The organism is Thalassoroseus pseudoceratinae, assembly GCF_011634775.1.
Classification (GTDB): domain Bacteria; phylum Planctomycetota; class Planctomycetia; order Planctomycetales; family Planctomycetaceae; genus Thalassoroseus; species Thalassoroseus pseudoceratinae.
Map to the genome: position 1 here is coordinate 247,431 of NZ_JAALXT010000001.1, position 18,226 is coordinate 265,656.

General features: G+C 54.7%; 17 protein-coding genes. 13 read left to right on the top strand and 4 right to left on the bottom strand.

The features are described from left to right. The first annotated feature begins 50 nt into the window (after positions 1 to 50). A complete protein-coding gene (locus G6R38_RS00865; protein ID WP_166819803.1) occupies positions 51 to 2,870 on the top strand; it encodes a HEAT repeat domain-containing protein in 2,820 nt (939 codons plus the stop codon). An 83-nt stretch (positions 2,871 to 2,953) separates the two neighbouring features. On the opposite strand, the gene G6R38_RS00870 is transcribed toward G6R38_RS00865, so the two are convergent. Further along, positions 2,954 to 3,427 (bottom strand): hypothetical protein, encoded by a 474-nt coding sequence (locus G6R38_RS00870; RefSeq protein WP_166819804.1) that lies wholly within the window; start codon positions 3,425 to 3,427, stop codon positions 2,954 to 2,956. A gap of 421 nt (positions 3,428 to 3,848) precedes the next feature. Here G6R38_RS00870 and G6R38_RS00875 point away from each other — a divergent pair, with 421 nt between their 5' ends. The 10 genes from G6R38_RS00875 (at position 3,849) to G6R38_RS00920 (ending at position 13,096) form a co-directional block, all read left to right on the top strand. Then, positions 3,849 to 4,493: a sugar phosphate isomerase/epimerase family protein gene (locus tag G6R38_RS00875; protein WP_240928014.1), complete on the top strand. Its 645-nt coding sequence runs from the start codon at positions 3,849 to 3,851 to the stop codon at positions 4,491 to 4,493. Between the two features lie 47 nt (positions 4,494 to 4,540). Then, the gene (locus G6R38_RS00880) at positions 4,541 to 5,125 is read left to right on the top strand and encodes a DJ-1/PfpI family protein (RefSeq protein ID WP_166819806.1); all 585 of its coding nucleotides are present in this window, start codon (positions 4,541 to 4,543) and stop codon (positions 5,123 to 5,125) included. A gap of 45 nt (positions 5,126 to 5,170) precedes the next feature. Next, complete coding sequence (locus G6R38_RS00885; protein WP_166819807.1) at positions 5,171 to 5,614, top strand: DUF423 domain-containing protein; 444 nt, start codon at positions 5,171 to 5,173, stop codon at positions 5,612 to 5,614. Positions 5,615 to 5,841: 227 nt separating this feature from the next. Continuing rightward, positions 5,842 to 7,302: a leucine-rich repeat domain-containing protein gene (locus G6R38_RS00890; RefSeq protein ID WP_166819808.1), complete on the top strand. Its 1,461-nt coding sequence runs from the start codon at positions 5,842 to 5,844 to the stop codon at positions 7,300 to 7,302. A gap of 158 nt (positions 7,303 to 7,460) precedes the next feature. Further along, on the top strand, positions 7,461 to 8,837 hold the full coding sequence (gene argH / locus G6R38_RS00895) for an argininosuccinate lyase (RefSeq protein ID WP_166819809.1): 1,377 nt from the start codon (positions 7,461 to 7,463) through the stop codon (positions 8,835 to 8,837). A 63-nt stretch (positions 8,838 to 8,900) separates the two neighbouring features. Beyond that, on the top strand, positions 8,901 to 9,458 hold the full coding sequence (locus G6R38_RS00900) for an NfeD family protein (RefSeq protein ID WP_166819810.1): 558 nt from the start codon (positions 8,901 to 8,903) through the stop codon (positions 9,456 to 9,458). Beyond that, positions 9,458 to 10,123, top strand: coding sequence for an NfeD family protein (locus tag G6R38_RS00905; protein ID WP_166819811.1), 666 nt, complete (start codon positions 9,458 to 9,460; stop codon positions 10,121 to 10,123). Before G6R38_RS00900 ends, G6R38_RS00905 begins: the two co-directional genes overlap by 1 nt. A 57-nt stretch (positions 10,124 to 10,180) precedes the next feature. After that, positions 10,181 to 11,224: a flotillin-like protein FloA gene (floA, locus tag G6R38_RS00910; protein ID WP_240928015.1), complete on the top strand. Its 1,044-nt coding sequence runs from the start codon at positions 10,181 to 10,183 to the stop codon at positions 11,222 to 11,224. Positions 11,225 to 11,284: 60 nt separating this feature from the next. Continuing rightward, the gene (locus G6R38_RS00915; protein WP_166819812.1) at positions 11,285 to 11,956 is read left to right on the top strand and encodes a hypothetical protein; all 672 of its coding nucleotides are present in this window, start codon (positions 11,285 to 11,287) and stop codon (positions 11,954 to 11,956) included. Between the two features lie 9 nt (positions 11,957 to 11,965). Beyond that, positions 11,966 to 13,096, top strand: a complete 1,131-nt coding sequence (locus tag G6R38_RS00920; protein WP_166819813.1) for a glycosyltransferase family 4 protein — start codon at positions 11,966 to 11,968, stop codon at positions 13,094 to 13,096. A 23-nt stretch (positions 13,097 to 13,119) separates the two neighbouring features. Here G6R38_RS00920 and G6R38_RS00925 read toward each other — a convergent pair whose 3' ends face one another. Next, positions 13,120 to 14,190 (bottom strand): dipeptidase, encoded by a 1,071-nt coding sequence (locus G6R38_RS00925; protein WP_166819814.1) that lies wholly within the window; start codon positions 14,188 to 14,190, stop codon positions 13,120 to 13,122. Between the two features lie 178 nt (positions 14,191 to 14,368). Between G6R38_RS00925 and G6R38_RS00930 the strand changes: the two genes are divergently transcribed. Further along, complete coding sequence (locus G6R38_RS00930; RefSeq protein WP_166819815.1) at positions 14,369 to 15,175, top strand: phytanoyl-CoA dioxygenase family protein; 807 nt, start codon at positions 14,369 to 14,371, stop codon at positions 15,173 to 15,175. A 100-nt stretch (positions 15,176 to 15,275) separates the two neighbouring features. Here the strand turns inward: G6R38_RS00930 and G6R38_RS00935 are convergent, their stop codons facing one another. Continuing rightward, a complete protein-coding gene (locus tag G6R38_RS00935; RefSeq protein ID WP_166819816.1) occupies positions 15,276 to 16,820 on the bottom strand; it encodes a hypothetical protein in 1,545 nt (514 codons plus the stop codon). 369 nt (positions 16,821 to 17,189) lie between these two features. Between G6R38_RS00935 and G6R38_RS00940 the strand changes: the two genes are divergently transcribed. Next, positions 17,190 to 18,047 carry an NAD(+)/NADH kinase gene (locus G6R38_RS00940; protein ID WP_166819817.1) on the top strand — a complete coding sequence of 286 codons (858 nt, stop codon included), beginning with the start codon at positions 17,190 to 17,192 and terminating at the stop codon, positions 18,045 to 18,047. A gap of 52 nt (positions 18,048 to 18,099) precedes the next feature. On the opposite strand, the gene G6R38_RS28325 is transcribed toward G6R38_RS00940, so the two are convergent. Next, positions 18,100 to 18,198: a 50S ribosomal protein bL37 gene (locus G6R38_RS28325; RefSeq protein WP_390881359.1), complete on the bottom strand. Its 99-nt coding sequence runs from the start codon at positions 18,196 to 18,198 to the stop codon at positions 18,100 to 18,102. Between the last annotated feature and the right edge of the window lie 28 nt (positions 18,199 to 18,226).

An 18,226-nucleotide genomic window follows, 5' to 3' on the forward strand; every position in this document is an offset into this window, starting at 1 on the left:
CCCACCGCAAGTGGCCCTAGAAAATCGGCATCGAGAAGGAAACGTCTGTGATGAACGTCATTGGAATCCGCAAGTTAGATCAATGGAGTCGACGAGGACGCCTCACGTGCTGGGCAACGTTGTTGCTCGTGACGTTTGTTGCCCACCCCACGCGTGCTGAGATCACCGTCGAACTGGATGACGCCACTCGAGCCAAATGCGTGAACGTGCTTCGGACTGGTTTGCGGTCGGCGGAATTCTGGCCGTCAATCCATGCGGCAGAGGCCTTGACGCTTGGCGGTCATGGAGCAGAAGTTGTCGCGTTCTTGGAACCGATGTTGCAACAACCATTCGACGACCAAAAACGCTGCGGCATCGCTCGGGAATTGGTGAGAGCCGGCCAGCGTCAACATGCGAAAATCATGCTCGATATTCTCACCGGTGAGGAATCGTTCGGTCACACGCACGCGGCCGAAAGTCTTTACAAAGTCGGTGAGCTCGGTGACGGTGAAGCCATGTGGCTCCGCTTTCAACAAGACAACGACCAGCGTCTAAAACTCATGGCCGCGGCCGCTTTGGGAAAGTCTGGCGACGCAGCGGCTTTGGAGTATGTGCGGGCGATGCTTACCCACGGGAATCCGGAACTCGCCCGAACGGCGGCTTGGATCATCGGACGTATCGGCAACGTAACTGACATCAAACGGCTTCAAACCGCTCAGGACAAGATGCCGGACGAATTCAGCCGATGCTATTTTGAACACTCACGGGCCAACCTCGGTGACGCCGAAGCGCAAGCCGCGTTGGTCCAAAACCTTGATTCCGACGACCCCGCCATTCGCACCTACGCGGCAACATTCGCCGGCGAGGCTCGCATTGCCGATGCCGTCCCCAAACTTATTGCTATGTTGGACGATGAAACTTTGGATGTCCGAGTCCGCGCGGCTCAATCGCTGTTGGTCTTGGCTCAAGAACCAACAGATTCTACAAGCCTCACCGTGCTGCCCAACGCGACGGAATCGGTTTACGACGCGTTGACTCAACAAGCAAAGAAGAAATTTGCCGAGCGTCGACAAGCATTTGAATCATTGGGAACTGATGCCGACTATCGTGTATGGCAGGACACACGACGAGAGTTCTTCGTGGAGCAACTCGGCGGGTTTCCCGAAAGAACACTGCTGAACGCCCAGGTGACGGGTAAACTCGATGGAGCCGACATCGGCAACGACGACATTCGCGTCGAGAAGATCCTATTCGAGAGCCGACCGAATCATCACGTCACAGCGGTTTTGTACTTACCGAAGACCGGCGACGCTCCGTATCCGGCGGTTTTGATCGCGTGTGGCCATTCCAAAACCGGGAAAGGTGCGGAGTACAATCAGCGACTCGGTATTCTGCTGGCGAAGAACGGTATGGCGGCGATGTGTTACGATCCCATCGGCCAGGGCGAACGGTCGCAGGTTGCCGAGGAGGATGGACACCCCGCGAACCTGTCCTCCGTCACGGAGCACTTCCTCAGCGGCGTTGGTGCAATTCTGACGGGAACAAACACGGCCCAATATCGGATTTGGGACGGAATGCGGTCGTTAGATTACTTGGCGAGTCGAGACGACATCGACGCGACGCGACTCGGTTGCACCGGTTGCTCAGGCGGCGGGACTCTCACCAGTTATCTGATGGCCTTGGATGACCGTATTCTGTGTGCCGCTCCGGCCTGCTACATCACGACGCTGGAAGGCCTGATCGAAACTCTCGGTCCGCAAGATTCCGAACAAAATATCTATGGGCAAATCGAATTTGGCATGGAGCAAACTGACTATGTTCTCATGCGGGCTCCAAAACCAACACTCATTTGCAGCACGACGGATGACTATTTCGGCATCGAAGGTGCGTGGGACACGTTCCGTCAGGCGAAGCGATTCTACGGGAGACTTGGACGACCGGAACGTGTCAACCTTGTCGAAACCGCTGGCAAACACGGGATCACACAAACTGGTCGCGAAACCATCGTCCGCTGGATGAAACGATGGCTGGCCGATGTCGACGAAGACGTGGCTGATCCTGGTTTCAATGTCTGGCCGGTCGAGGCACTGCATTGCACACCCAAAGGCGAGGTCTTGTTACTCGACGGCGAGCGAACCGTCTTCGATCTCAATGAAGATCTGGCCAAACAAGATCGCACGTCGCGAGAAGAATTTGACAACAAGCCCCCGGAATCCGCGCGAGCTACCATTCGCAAAATTGCGGGTGTCCGCCGGATCGAACAACTCCCAACCCCCAAAACGAGAACGCTTGGGCTCGGGAAGCATGGAGAGATTGAATTTCGTCGGCTGACGATGGAAGTCGGTGACGGCGTGACGTTGCCAATCCTACGGCTTGTTCCATCGAAACCGAACGGTCGCCGAGTTCTGCTGCTGGGCGTCGAGAAACAATCCGCCAAGATTGAGCGGCTGAAGACCGAAGCCGAAGACGGCACGGAAGTCTGGGCCGTGGATCTGCGGGGAATCGGGGAACTCCGAACGAAGTCTGCCAAAGACTTGTACGGCGATTGGAAAGCGTTCTTCATGGCCTACTTGTTGGGCGAAGCTTTCGTCGGGCAACAAACCGAAGACGTGTTGCAGTGTCTCCGCGTGATGCAACAGGGATTACCTGCGGAATCCAAAGTTGAAATCGTCGTCGACGGACACGCTCGTGTCGCTGCGTTACATACTGCGGCACTCGAACCAAATATGTGCCGCCTCCAACCGTTCCGAGAACCATTGCCGTCGTGGACGGAAATTCTCGATCAACCGCAACTTCCGGGTCAACTCGCCACGACGATTCACGGCGTGCTTGAATACTACGATCTCGATGATCTCAAGCGTCTGGCAGGTCTCAAGCCGCACGCAAAGTGAAACGGACATCGGCCATGAGAAAAACCGCCGCGACGAAGGATTCGTCGGGCGGTTGTTGTTTCGATGATATCCCGCGAATTGTATTAGCGGTTCAATGCGTTTTCATCGTCCATGAAGAAGTCTGTCGGACCTCGGGTGGTGTAATACGGATAGACCGTAACACCGGCCGGTTGCCCCGCTCGGGGGTATACGAGATTCTTCGGTGCGTGATAACGAATATCGTACCGATGAGTCGGGAAGGTTCCCGGAGGAGCCTGCGGATTCGTTGGTTGAACAAATTTCCCTCGCCATGTCTGTGCAAATTCGGGATACGAAGTTCCATAGACACCGGGCGGCATTTGTCCGGTGCCTAGCGGAGCTTGGCCGTACATGCCAGGTCCGTATTGCCCCATTCCGCCGGGCATTCCAGACTGACCGTACATGCCATTTGCATAGGGATTCGCTCCCGATGGACAATACTGAGGTGCACCACCTGGGTATTGTGCTTTGGCCGGTGATGCCCCACTAGCCACAGCGACCGTCACGGCGACCGCCAGCAAGCCTATCGTTCGTCGCATTCTCTCTTCCCCTTTTGCAGCCGATCCAGTGACTGGTCGGAACAGAAATTCAGCCCTAATTTGGGTGGATTTCCTTAACCGTTCATTGACTGAGGGCAACAACTCTCATCGCCCTATGTGTGTTTATCGGACATCCTCCGGTAAAACATGGAAAATCGTTTCAAAACGCCGTCCCGGAATAACAGGTTCGAGCGGTCGCACTTGCAGAATCCGCATAACCGCTATAGATTAACACACATCATCGACGCTGAAGCTGTCATGGTTGATAGCTTTAAATATATGTCTCAAATACGCTTAGGACGACGGTCCAGGAGTAGACCGAGTGTTTGTCGCTGCATCGACCCATTGCTTCCGGGATCTTCCCTTCGAAGAAGCCTGTGTTCAACTAACCGATCTGGACTATGACAAAGTCGAGATCTGGATGAGTTCGCAGAGTGACCATCTGCGTCCGGAGGATGTAGTTGCGGACCCGGACGCGTTTTATTCCAATTTTCGAGAACAGACCCGGCTGACGCCGATTGCGTTCTGTCTCGAAGAGGATGTTTCCGCCGAAACGTTGACGGCTCTGTCCCGACTCGCCAAACAGATGCGGGTGACCCAAATCACCGTGCCGTCATCGGAAATGGGAACCCCCTTCAACATGGAAGTTGATCGGTTGCGGGAGTTCGTGAGTATCACGAACCGTGACTCCGTGCGACTCTCGATTAAAACCAAGACCGGCCATCTAACCGAAGACCCACACACGGCGGTTGAGCTGTGTCAGGCCGCGAAGGGTCTGGGCATTACCCTCGACCCCAGCTATTACATTTGTGGCCCGAGTCGTGGCCAAACTTACGACCAGGTCTTCCCTTACGTTTATCATACCCATCTTCGCGACACATCGCCGGAGCAAGTCCAGGTGCAAATCGGATTGGGCGAAGTCGATTATAATCGGCTGGTTTCCCTCCTCGAACGCCAGCCGTATTCGATTGCATTATCCGTGGAATTGCTGCCAGAACAGTTGGAAGGATCGGATCGAATGCTGGAGATGCGAAAGTTGCGTCGCCTGCTGGAAACGCTTCTCTAAGTCCGAACTGTTCCTCACAGCAAGTTTGACGCAACACGGATCGAACGATGGCTGACACAAAACGAATTTTGGTTCTCGCGGGTGATTTCGTCGAGGACTACGAAATAATGGTGCCGGTACAGGCTCTACAAATGTGCGGATTCCAGGTGGACGTTGTCTGCCCGGATAAATCCGCCGGAGAAACCATCCGCACCGCCATCCACGATTTTGAGGGCGATCAAACCTACACGGAAAAACCAGGGCATAACTTCACCCTGAACGCTTCCTTCGCAGATGTGGATTCTGCGAACTATGTTGGCTTGGTCGTTCCGGGCGGTCGAGCGCCGGAGTACATTCGGTTGAACGAACGCGTCTTAGAGATCGTGCGTGAGTTCGCCACCGAACAGAAGCCAATCGCCGCCGTTTGTCACGGTTTGCAAGTCTTGTCTGCCGCAGGGGTTCTGAAAGATCGATCCTGCACCGCTTATCCGGCGTGCCGACCGGAAGTGACTAGTGGAGGCGGGCAATTCGTAGAGGTCGAGATCGATGCGTCGCATATCGACGCGAACTTGGTGACCGCTCCCGCTTGGCCCGCTCACCCAAATTGGTTGCGTGACTTCTTGAAAGTGCTCGGTGCGAAAATCGAAATCTGACCCGCTCCCCGATTGCAAAAGCGGCAACAAGACAGGATCGAACTCATGACGTGGTCGGCTCTTGGAGCAGTGTTGGCGGGACTCGCGGTCGTCACCGGAGCATTTGCCGCTCACGGTTTGGATGGCGTTTTGCAACGAAAGTATGACGGGCAGTCGAAAACCGTTCTCGGTCGGGAAATTCCCGCTGCGGAAAAATATCTGGGCGACTTCAAAACGGCCGCCCATTACCAAATGGTCCACGCTCTCGCTCTCCTATTTGTCGGGTTGCTGTCCGCGACGAAAACATCTACCAGCTTGCAGATCGCCGGTTGGAGTTTTCTCGTCGGCATCGTCGTCTTCAGTGGCAGCCTTTATCTGCTGGTGGTCGCTGGCCCACGATGGCTGGGAGTTCCTTGGGGTGCGATTACACCGATCGGGGGCGTCGCGTTCTTGGTCGGCTGGGCCGCCCTGTTCTTCGCGACTCTGGCAAAGTCTCCCGCAGGCAGTTGAGATCACGCCCGCTTCAAGCGAGAGCGTGAAAACTCCCCGAGTGCTTTGTTGCCTTCGAACAACCCAGTCATTACCCTGACATTTCGGGTTATTTGACCGTTCTCCGTTTTCGATGGGGATACGCAACCGGCTTTGCTCGCGCGACCTCGTCAATGTCAGGCTGGAAGAACGGTTCCCGCACCTGTGAATCACTCCTGCTTGTTTGCTCGATAATCGAAGGTTATTCCATGAATCGCGTTGTGTCCGCGTGCCTGATGATGGCACTCATTGGCTGCTTCTGGGGATGCCAGTCCGACGAATCGGCCCAACTTGCGGCTGAACTCGAGAAAACTCAGCTCGAACTCAAACAAGTTCAAACCGCGAACGAGGAACTCCAACAAGAAGTTGAGTTCAACAAAGAGAAGGCCAAGAAACTTCTCTCGGAAAAGAACGAGCTTGCGAACAATCTTGATCAACGTACGCAGTCGGCCCAGAAAGCCGCTCAGGAACAGATTGAAGAAGCTCGCAAGGGTGTCGTGAAGGCGATTGAGTCGTTTGGTGGAAGCGTGGTCATCCAGAATGGGAACGTCACCCGAGTCGATTTCAGCAAGAGCTTCGCAACTAAAAACGATCTCGTGTTGTTATCCGCGTTGCCATACGTTGAACGACTCTACCTCTCTGGCCCAAACTACGACAATGAGAGCATTTCCCGATTGGAACCGCTCAGCCGTCTAGTCGTGCTTGATCTAAGCGACACCACCGTCGGTGACGAGGCTCTCGCGAAGCTAGCCAGCATGGAAAGTATGCAGGGGCTAAAAGCGTTGTACCTTCGACGGACCAACGTCACCGGAGATGGTCTCAAACACCTGAAAAAGCTGCCGGCACTTCGAGATCTTGATCTCCGTTACACCAACGTCGACGACGCCGGGATCAAGCATCTGAGTGAAATGCCACAGATTACGAACTTGAAATTGGAACAAACCCAGATCACAGAAGCTGCGGTTGACGACTTGGCTAAACTCAAGAACTTGGCCGAGTTGAACTTGAACAAGCAATACTTCGGCAACGCGATCATGCCGAAACTTGCGACGTTGCCGAAACTCAAAGCCTTGTATCTGGGTTCGACAAACATCGACGATGCAGGCTTGGAGCCACTCAAGGATGTCAAATCGCTGCAACGACTCGAACTGTGGAACGACTTCGTCACCGGAGACGGTTTGGCTCACCTCAAGGGCCTGAGCGAAATGCGGCATTTGAATCTTCGGCAAACACTGCCAGACGATGAAGCCATGAAACATCTGCTCGGCATGAAGAAACTGGAAGTGTTGGATTTGAGCGAAGTCACAACAGTGACCGATGCCGGCATTAAGAATCTGGAACCATTGAAATCACTACGGAATCTCGATTTGTGGCAGACGGCGATTACCGATGAGGCCACAAAATCACTGGCGACGTTGGGCAACCTCAGAAAACTCAGTTTGGAAGCAACGCCAGTCACCGACGCAGGCGTCAAAAACTTGACCACGCTGAAAAACCTAGAACACCTCAATTTGGCGAAAACTCAACTTTCCGACGATGTGTTCAGCACACTCGCCGAGTTCCCCAAACTCAAAGAGGTCATCTTGACTTTCGCGGGTGTCTCGGACGATGCGGTTGAGGCGTTCAAGAAGGATCATCCAAACGTCAAATTCATTGAACAAGCACGATGATGGCCAGGAGAAACCTCATTTTCTCATCCCGATCGAGATGATGGTTTCATCAACGATTTACGGTCCTGATCGCAACTCATTCGTGAGTTGTGATCCAGGACATTCAAACGCTGCTCGTGTTGTGACATTTTCACCTTTCACAGAATCTCGTGTGTCTTATGAAACTCTGGAGCGGACGCTTCGCACAGGAAACCGACCCGCGTGTGGAATCGTTCACGGAGTCCATTAGCTTCGACGTGCGATTGGCTCGTCACGATGTGCGTGGCTCCCAAGCCCATGCCACAATGCTGGCGAAAGTCGGCTTGCTGACCGAGCAGGAACGTGACCAGATCGTCAACGAACTGAATGCGATTCTTGCTCGGATCGAGAACGGCGATTTGGAGCTTTCCCCGTCGCTCGAAGACGTCCATATGCACATCGAGTCGGCGTTGATCGAAAAGTTGGGTGACGTCGGGCGAAAGCTGCACACCGGACGCAGCCGGAACGACCAAGTCGCCACCGACATGAAACTTTTCACGCGTGAAGCGATCGAACACATTGATCGTTTGCTGCAAGATGCGCAATGCGCTCTTGTAGACCGCACGGAACGAGACGTTGATGTCATTCTTCCTGGTTACACGCACCTCCAGCGTGCGATGCCGGTGATGGCGGGACACTATTGGTTGGCGTATTGCGAGAAGTTTCAACGCGACCGAGATCGCCTCAGCGATTGCTTAAGACGAGTCAATGTCAGTCCGCTTGGTTGTGCGGCACTGGCCGGAACAAGTTTGCCAATCGATCGGGACTATACAACCGAACTGCTCGGGTTCTCTGAACCGGCGGCAAACAGCTTGGATGTTTCAAGTGATCGCGACTATCAAATTGAGTTCGTGTCGGCACTCGCGTTGATCGCAACGCATTTGAGTGGATGGGCCGAAGAGTGGATTCTGTGGTTCAGCACGGAGTTCGGTTTCCTCAAACTTCCCGACGCCTACACCACCGGTTCGTCCATCATGCCGCAAAAGCGAAACCCGGATGTGCTCGAACTCATCCGTGGGAAGTCGGCCCGTGTGATGGCGAGCGTGTCGCAATTGCTATTGTTGGTCAAGAACCTTCCGATGGCATACAACCGTGACCTGCAAGAAGACAAGCTTGCGTTGTTCGACGCATACGACACCATCGCCGCCTGTTTGGAACTTGTCCCGGATATTATCTCCGGTGCCGAATTGCAAGTCGATCGCATTCGTGAGCGGCTCGATGAAGGCTTCCTCGATGCAACGGCGTTGATGGAATACCTCATCAAACGGGGTGTGCCGATGCGTTCCGGGCATGGAATTGTTGGTCGGTTGGTTGCGGAATGCGAGCAGCGTGGTTGTCGGCTTTCCGATCTCACATTGGCCGAATTTCAAGCCGCTTCCGACCGCGTCGACGAAACCGTTTTCGATGTGCTCGGTCCGGACAACGCCGTTGCCGCTCTCCAGAGTTACGGTTCGGGAGGACGGGCGGCCGTCGCCGAACAGACACAACGCTGGAAGCAACAGCTCAGCGAGTCATAAACCGAGCCTCTCGAAACAGGCCACCGGCTTGTTCATTCGGAGAAGAGCGGTAAAATACGGAGTATGGACTCCACCGCTCTCACAGCATTGGCATTGTTCGGCTTGGCAGCCGTCTTCGTGCTGCTGGAGATGCTCTTCGGCACCGATGGCTCACTGCTGATTCTCGCAGGAGTATCGGGCATCGGCGGATTCGTCTTCATGCTGCGATCGACTTGGCTTCCACGTGAAATTGCATGGTGGGCCTATCCTGCCCTCGCGGTCGGCGGGATCATTTTGGCCTCGATTGTCGCCGTGTATTTGTTTCCCCATTCGGCGATTGGCGAAAATCTGCTCGGTGAACCAGAGCCAGGCGACGTCACTCCATTTGCCCCCGATGACGGTGAGCGCCTACAATATATCGGGCGTCGCGGAAAAACGCTGACAGTGATGAACCCCGGCGGTTTGGTGCTGTTGGATGGCAAACGCGAACACGCCGAAACGGAGGGTGTCGTGATCGAACCCGGTGAGACAATCGAGGTCATCGAACTTCGGGGCCAGCGGTTCGTGGTCCGATCGGTGCGAGATACCGCATCCGCCACACCGCCACCAACTTTGGATGAAACTCAAAACAGAACAGTGTGATGGATTATCAGACGCTGATCATCTTCTTGCTTTTCGCCATTGGCTTGGCGTTGATCGTCGCGGAAATCTTCATTCCGTCCGGCGGCTTCATCGCCATTTTGTCGATCCTGAGCTTTGTCGCGTCCGTCGTCTACGCTCATCGTGTTTGGTGGGAGAGCAATCGCGATGCGTTTTGGATATTCTGCGGATCGACGTTGGCTCTGATACCAGCCACCGTTGTCGGGACACTTTGGCTGCTCTCGCGAACTCGGCTGGGGAACGGCGTACTATTGGAAGGTCCCAGTAGCGAAGAAGTCGACCCGTATGCCGCCGACGCCGACGAACGAGCGAAACTCATCGGTCAGATCGGTCAATCCGTGACTCTCATGACACCGGGTGGGCTGGTCTCGGTGAACGGCGAGCGATACCATGCGGTCACTCAGGACGGAATGCTTGACCCTGGTCAACCGGTCGTTGTCGTCGCGATTCAAGGAAATCGTATGTTTGTGCGACGACATCAGCCAGAATATGGGGAATCAATCGACCAAGATACCAGTTCCACAAAAACGACCGCGAACGATAAAACCGTGAACGGTCATAAGGCTGCGACGAACGAAGATACAACTGCAGATACTGACCGTCGCCCTTCGGAACACTCGCTCGATTTCGAGATTCCAGAAACTTAGCCAAAATTACTGACGATACCACAGCGGAAATTCCACCACTTGCAATGAGGCTGTCTCGTGCTCCCAGATTTTAACGATTTAAGCACTCCCATCGTTGTCGTCGCCTGCTTTATCTTGCTTGGTGTCGTCGTATTCTTGGCGGTCTTTGCCCGCTATTTCACCTTGTGGATTCAAGCCAAGATGACACGGGCGAACATTGGATTCGCCGACTTGGTGATGATGTCATTTCGGAAAGTGAATGCCGCCGTGATCGTCCGGGCCAAAATCATGGCAGTTCAGTCCGGCGTGATGAACGAGCGACGCATCAGCACACGGGAGTTGGAAGCGCACTATCTCGCGGGCGGCAACGTGCCCAACGTGATTCGTGCCCTCATCGCTGCTCACAAAGCGAAGATCGATCTCGATTGGCAATCCGCACAAGCCATCGACCTTGCTGGGCGTGACCTGCTTGAAGCCGTCCGCACCAGTGTTTATCCGAAGGTGATCGACTGCCCTGACCCACGGAAAAAAGCGGGCACGCTGGACGCTGTCGCGGGCGATGGGATTCAACTCAAAGCCCGCGCCCGTGTAACCGTGCGGACCAACATCAAACAGCTCGTGGGTGGTGCGACGGAAGAGACGATTGTCGCACGTGTCGGGCAGGGGATTGTGCAAGCCATCGGCTCGACCGATTCCTACACCACTGTGCTGGAAAACCCCGACAACATCTCGCGGATCGTGCTGAACCAAGGTCTGGAAGCGCACACAGCTTACGAAATTGTCTCGATTGACATTGCCGATATCGACGTCGGTGAAAACATCGGGGCGAAGCTCTCCGCAGACCAAGCGGAAGCCGACATGCGAGTGGCCCAAGCCAAGGCAGAACAACGACGTGCGGATGCGATGGCTCGGGAACAGGAAATGACGGCGAGTGTCCAAGCCAACCGTGCCCAAGTTGTGCTCGCAGAAGCGGAAGTTCCAAAGGCAACCGCGGAAGCTTTCCAGCAACGGCGATTGGGTCTCATGGACTATTACGAACTCAAGAATGTTCAGGCCGACACCAAAATGCGAACGTCGATCGCTGGGACCGGCGAGGAATCAAGTCTGTCGCAACGCGACTGATCTTCGACGAATTGAAGCAATATCATCTCGTAACATCATGTTGCTAAAGGTTGTCTTCCCATGACTTTTCCCATCGCCGAGCCAATTTTTGCAGCTGCCGGTGAGGCGGTGATCTATCTGTTGGTCGTGGTGTTTACGTTAATCAGCTGGATTGTCAATTTGGCAAACAGCCAGAAGCAGAAGAACGAGCGACCGACTCGGGAGCGATCGCGACCTCCGCAGCGTCGCCGCGAACGCACTGACGAACGCATTCAGAGTGAAATCGAGGTATTCCTGCAGGAAGTTCGCGGCAAACGGGAAGGGCGTCAGAAATCGGCCGAGCCGGAACTCGTCGCGGAAGTGATTCCAGAGGAAGAACCTCACCCGCACCATGAATCACTTCGTGAGCAAATCGAAGCGAAGAAAAAACAGGCTGAGCAGGAAGCTCGAAAAGCCGCCATGAAGAAGGCTCGGTTGCGTCCGAAAGTTGGCAAAAAGGAACTGCCACATTTGGAAAGCAATCTGGCGAAAGCTGATTCGCCCGCCCCGATCGTGGCGGAGGCCGTTTCAGTGCCCCTGACGGAATCCGAACGATCCGCGAAGCGAGCTGAGGCGAACGCGGCGGAAATGCAAGCAGTCTATGGAGCGAAGTTGACTGCCAATTCGTGGGCAGAAATCTTCCGCGATCCCAATCAGGTTCGGCAAGCGATTGTCCTGAATGAGATTCTCGCCAAACCGAAGTCGCTTCGGTAGAAAGTCGGTATGGCCATTGGCTCTCCGATTCGCGTTGTCCTGCTTGCGGACCGGTTCGAGGTCCGAGGTTCATCCGCCTACACGTTGCGGCTGGCGCAGAATCTGAACACCTACAACGTCGCTGTAGAAATTGTGACGCCGAATGCTGACGTCATCGAAACAGAGCTTCGTGCCAGACTACCGATCCGGGTCTTTCCACACCTTCAGACACCGGTTTGGCGGGGTGTCGTTCGTGGAGCGGTTTTAGAACACCTCAAGGAGTTCAAACCGGACCTGATTCACATCCAATCCCGGCAAATGCTGCCCACCGGCAATTGGCTTGCACGACATCTGAATGTCCCGCTGGTCTTCACGCTTCATGGATATCTCGAAAGCCGAGAGCGATTGTATTTCGATCGTTCAATCAAACGGCATATCATCTGTGTGAGTCGTTCAGTACGGTCCGAACTTCGTCAACGAACAGGAATTAAAGACGAGTTCACCAGCATCGTTCATACCGGTGTGGAAACGCCCGCGGTTCTCGATCGCATCCCGGTTTTGTCGCCGCAGAAAACTCCGGTGGTCGGAACTGCCTGTCCGCTCGAAACAGTAAAAGGTCTCCCCTTCTTTCTGGGTGCCGCACATGCGATCCATCAGGTTCGTGAGGACGTAATGTTTTTGGTCGCCGGTGCTGGTCCGGAGGAAGCCAACTTACGGCGGCTGGTTCGCGTATTGGATCTGACCAATCACGTCACTTTCGTTCCGAAGCTGCACGACTACACGACCAGTATCCGGGCGATGGACATCTTTTGTTTGCCGTCGCTCAAGCAGGGACTGGGAACTATCATGCTCGAAGCGATGGCGTTGGGGAAACCCGTCATTGCAACTGGTGTCGGAGGTGTTTACAGCGTTGTACGAGATGAGGAAACGGGGTTAGTTGTGCCGCCTTCGGATAGCGCACGTTTGGCCGAACGGATCTTGGAATTATTGAACGATCCACAAGAAGCCCGACGACTGGGTTCGGCGGGCCAAGATTTGGTTCACGATGAATTCAGTGTGGAGAAAATGGTTCGGGAAACGGTCGCAGTCTACCGCCGAATTTTAGGCGAGCCCAACCCAACGGAATCCCAGCCAGAAGCCACCCCTGTCAGCCAAGCCTAATCCAGACACGCTTCCCAACTTGCTCAGGACCATGCTCGCTGAAAGAACTCGACGAAGTTCCGATAGAGAATGCCGTCGATATCTTCCTGAGAATAGCCGCGTCGCTCAAGGACATCCGCGAACTTCCCAAGCTCGGCAATCGTCTCCATATCGCCAGGTGATTGTTCTTTGCCGAAACCACCATCAAGGTCAGTACCGATGCCACAGTGCTTGGCGTTGCCGGCAATCTGACAGATATGGTCCGTGTGATTCGCAATGTCTTCGAGACTGACGGTGTTCGGGTCGCTCACATGCTTCTTCCAACCGGGCTTGATCATCCAATTGTCAAAGGCAGCCCCGATGACGGAGCCTCGTCCAATCAACGCTTTGATTTGCTCATCCGTTAATTGCCGATCACCGGGTACCAGGCTCCGACAGTTGTGATGACTGGCGAGCACGGGGCCTTCGAAAATCTCAAGGGCTTCCCAGAAGGATTGATCCGCCAGATGGGTCGCATCGAGCAGCATCCCAGCCTGATCCATCTGCTTCAGCAACTCTGGCCCGTCGGCTTTCAATCCGCCTTCACTCCCCGTGCCGAAACAATAAGGATTCTCGCCGTAGTGTGCCGGGCCAAGGATTCGCAAGCCCGCCGCATACCACTCGTGAATCTGCTCGGGATGCAAAATCGGCTGGCTGCCTTCCATACTGAGAATGTAGCCGATGGGTAAACCGTTCTGCCCGTCCGGGGTGTCATCGGCGACCCATTCTTGGATATGCTTTTCCAACGTCGGCCAATCGGAAATCTCACGCAGTTCACCGCGTTCGGACATGGCTCGGTAATACGCCAACTGACCATAGGCGGCCCCGTAGTCGGCTTCCCGCGATTGAAAGAACGTCAGTTCGGGGTAGGGGCGATGCAACCTGGGCAACAAAGTCGAAATCGTGATGCCAACTCGCCCGCGTCGTAACTCGGCCCACGAAACGGAGCAGTCACCCGGAATTTGGTTGGGGAAGTGCTTCTCGAATGTGCGAATTTCCGAGACGGGCTTCATCAAGTCTCGATTCCAGTCGAGAGCATTCCAAGCCATATCGAGATGAGCGTCAAAGATCAACATATAGTGTATTCCCAATCGGTTCGACCGATCCATAAGCACTGATGGAAAGGCAAAACGACACTCTACCGGTCGCCCTTAGAATCGGCAAGCGCATCACGGACAAGCTGTCGGACTGCGAAGTCGACATCAGTTTGGTATCGTAAAGCGGATTGATCCGATCACGACTGAAAGGCATTCGATGACAGGAACCACCATAGCCCCCGAAGAATCCCACGCATTTGAGACCGATGGTTTTTTCATCGTACCGGGCCTGCTGGATTCGTTGACAACCGAACGACTTGGGCAAATTGCGCGTCGGGATCGAACACTGGAAGCGGAACGATCGAGTCGGGCTGACGGCGAAGGTGGAGCGGTTGAACTCGTCGTGCGGAATGAACTTCCGACGGATACCGTCTACGGAGCAATCGTGCGGAGCCACCGGATTGTCAATCGAATGACGGACCTACTCTGCCAAGACGCGGACGATGCGGTTTACCATTACCACCACAAGATGATTTGCAAGGAACCACGGACCGGTGGAGCTTGGGCTTGGCACCAAGATTACGGCTATTGGTATAATTTCGGGTGTTTGATGCCGACGATGGCGAGTTGTTTGATCGCGGTGGATCGGGCGACGCCGGAGAACGGTTGCCTCCAAGTCTTACGCGGTTCGCACCGAATCGGCCGGATTGATCATGGTCCCGTCGGGCAGCAAACCGGGGCCGACCCGGAGCGTGTAGCGGTTGCTTGCGAGCGTTTTGAACGTGTTTACGTCAATTTGGAACCCGGTGACGCGGTGTTCTTTCACGCAAATCTCTTGCACCGATCGGACCAAAACCACAGTGACAACCCACGGTGGGCATTCATCTGTTGCTACAACACGCGATCGAACAACCCATACAAGGATTCTCGTCATCCTCGCTATACAGATCTGGAAACCTGGGATGATTCCCAGGTCCTCCAAACCGTGGGGCAGCATTGGAATGCCATCCAATCAACCGCTTAAATTCGTCAGGTGTGCCACGCCTCCTGCTAAGAGACTCGGCTTGAAACATGCGGAATCGTGACTCACAGTGAGACGCCACGATTCCTAAGTTTCCGGTCGGCTAACTACCGCGAGAAAACTTCACCACCAAGAACACAACCGCCGCAATGACCAGCTTGATGACAATCCCCACGCCTGAAAAACCACCACCAAACGATTTATGACATTTCGGGCAACTGCGGGCGTATTTTTCGCTCGCCGCCCATTTGTAATTGCAGTGTTCGCAATCGAATTCGTAGTAGACCAACGAGATCTTGTCGGTCCGGTGGTCGGCCAAACCGGGCTTGATCCCGCTCGAACCAAAGGACGAGGAAAAATCGGGAAGGCTGGGCTCCGGCATCGTTGGGATGGTGATGTCTGGCGTCTCCATCTCCATATGACTGCCCGATGCCATCTGATTGCTCGGCCAGGATGGTGTCGAATTCCGCTGTTGTCGCCTTTGCTCTTTGCACTTCGGGCACTCAAATGCGTGTGAGGACGTCACAAATTTGTAGCCGCAATCCCGGCAAACGTTTTGATAGGTCAAGAACCCACCACCTGTTCGCAAGTCGTCGTAACCCGGTGGAACTTCATCGCGAGATGCCTGCTCGGCGTGGCTTCCCGGACCGGATGCCCCCACACCAGGTTGGTACGGGTTCGCAGGCGGGCCGAAGTTTCGAATTCCTGGCGGTCCGTTGCCGGCGATCTCGCTCGATTGAGCCGCCTTCTCGGCCGCTTTTCGTCTGAGTTCCGCATTCACCCAATCGCGATCCGAATCCGACAGGCCAACAATCCGATAGTTTTGATTTTCACCATCGACGTCCAAGACGACTTCCTTCCCAAACACTCGGACAAACTTCGCACCGAGTGTTCGGCCATTGCGATCGGTCCAGGTTCGATATCCGTCGGACTTCTGATCGGTGGTTAGTGGCTCCTGATCGACCACGGGAAACACATCGCGAGACTGATCCTTCTTGATGGCCTCTTTGATGTAGTCGATGTCATCTCGCACGAAGTTGACGAGCGCAAAGTCACTGACCTGACCATTTTCCGTCCGCAACTTGACGTGGGCCGGCGCGACCAACTCCAGATAGACGGCTGAAACGTTGCTCCCACGGAGATCCGTCCAAACACGGGCGGCCTCTTCTTCAAGAAGTTCCGGAGTGGGCACGGTCAGTCCATAGACGTCTCGCTCCGGAACGTTTGCTTGGGGTCTGAGGTCGACTTGGGGCGTTTCCGCGGTGTTCCCTGGAAATCCGGGTGCCTCGGGAAAATTCGGAACTCCCGGAATGTTAGGCCGCGGAAAACCAGGGATCCCGGAAGCCGCCGCAACCTGCTGACGCGCGCGACTGTTTTCGTAGTCCATCAACTGTGCCAGCAAACGCTCGTGCTTTCGCTTGAGCATCAAATCAACGAGATAGTCCCGATCTTCCAGGCTAAACGCGGAGAGTGGAAACAACTTCTTGACGGAATTCAGCGAAATCACCACTTGCCCGTTCCGACACCCAAAGTACTCGCCTCGTACCAGCGTCTCGCCGGAAGGATCCTCCCAATTTCGGGGTCGGCCGCCGAACGCCAACGTGGGGAAAACAAGGCAAATCAACAGACCGGTTGAGAAGATTTTCATCTCAGTGTTCCACCGTCGAGAGAGGATCGCGAGAATTCTCGCAGAAGAAGATCACGAGAGACCATGGTGAAGAAAGTGCTCAGAAGAGATGTGTCTGAGTGAATATTGAACAAAGGGATAAGTGATCGTAACAAGCCTTGATCCGAGCATCAAGAATTATTCGTCAATCATATTTTGGCAGGTTTCCGCAGACAGGCGGGTCGTGCACGTCCTGTAATTTGGAAGAAGGCTTGGGATCATTCCCGTGAGCCCCCAAGCAATCCGAAAAAAAACTTCCTGATCGGAAGCAAGGTTTCGTTTCTCGGGGAAACGTGTCAAACTATCGATGCAATATGTTTACCGCAGGATCGTTACGGAACCAAAACCGACATGGCAACGAACAGTCTCAAGTTGATCGTTCTCGCACGTGACCAAAGTCCACGGGTGCAACAAGCTTGGGGTGAACTCTCCGACTTCCTGAAGTCCCAGCCGGGTACGGATTTGGTTGCGGCGGAAGTTACGGAGGACTTGCAACTCGATAGTTTGCAAGCAGATCTCGTCGTCGTTTTGGGTGGAGACGGGGCGATCTTGCGGGCCTGTCGACAGCTTGGCGAAAAGCAACTGCCGATCTTGGGCATCAACCACGGACGTCTCGGATTCTTGGCGGACCTCTCAAGCGAAGAGTTTCGAGACAACTACCAGCACATTGAGAATCATGAGTACCGAGTGGTCGAACATCTCATGTACGAATGCCGACTCATCCGTGCCGATGGCAGTGAGGAACGATGGCTCGGATTGAATGAAGTCGCCATTACGGCTGGGGCGTCGTTTCGAATGATCCGAGTCGACTTGAACATCGACGGCGAGAAGGTCACCACGTATTCGTGTGACGGCCTGATCGTGAGTACGCCGGTGGGATCGACCGCGCACAGCCTGTCAGCTGGGGGTCCGTTATTGCGGCAAAACCTGCAGGCGTTTGTGATTACGCCAATTTGCCCTCATACCCTAAGCAACCGACCGTTGGTCGACGGAGCCGATTGCGTGTACCGACTTGCAGTCCCCGAAGCTCCCGAGGGCGTACTTGTAGTGGTCGACGGTCAAATCCGACGACCGATCGCGTGCGGCGATATCGTCGAAATCCGCCGTGCACCGGTCACATTTCAACTCGCTCGTTTGCCAAACCACAGTTACTATAGAACTTTACATCGCAAACTTGGGTGGAGCGGGCAGCCCCACTACCGCCGCTGATGACCCGATTGAGCATCTTACGAGTCAATCGGGGTTCCGCGAGGTCGTTACATTAGGTCTTGAATTTTTTTCGCTTCAGTTTGCGGGCTTTAGAGCTAGCTGGACGGCGGCCATGGTTGGCCTTCTTCAATTTTCGCTGTGTTTTTGCCATGACAGTGACTACTACAACCGATGCTTAA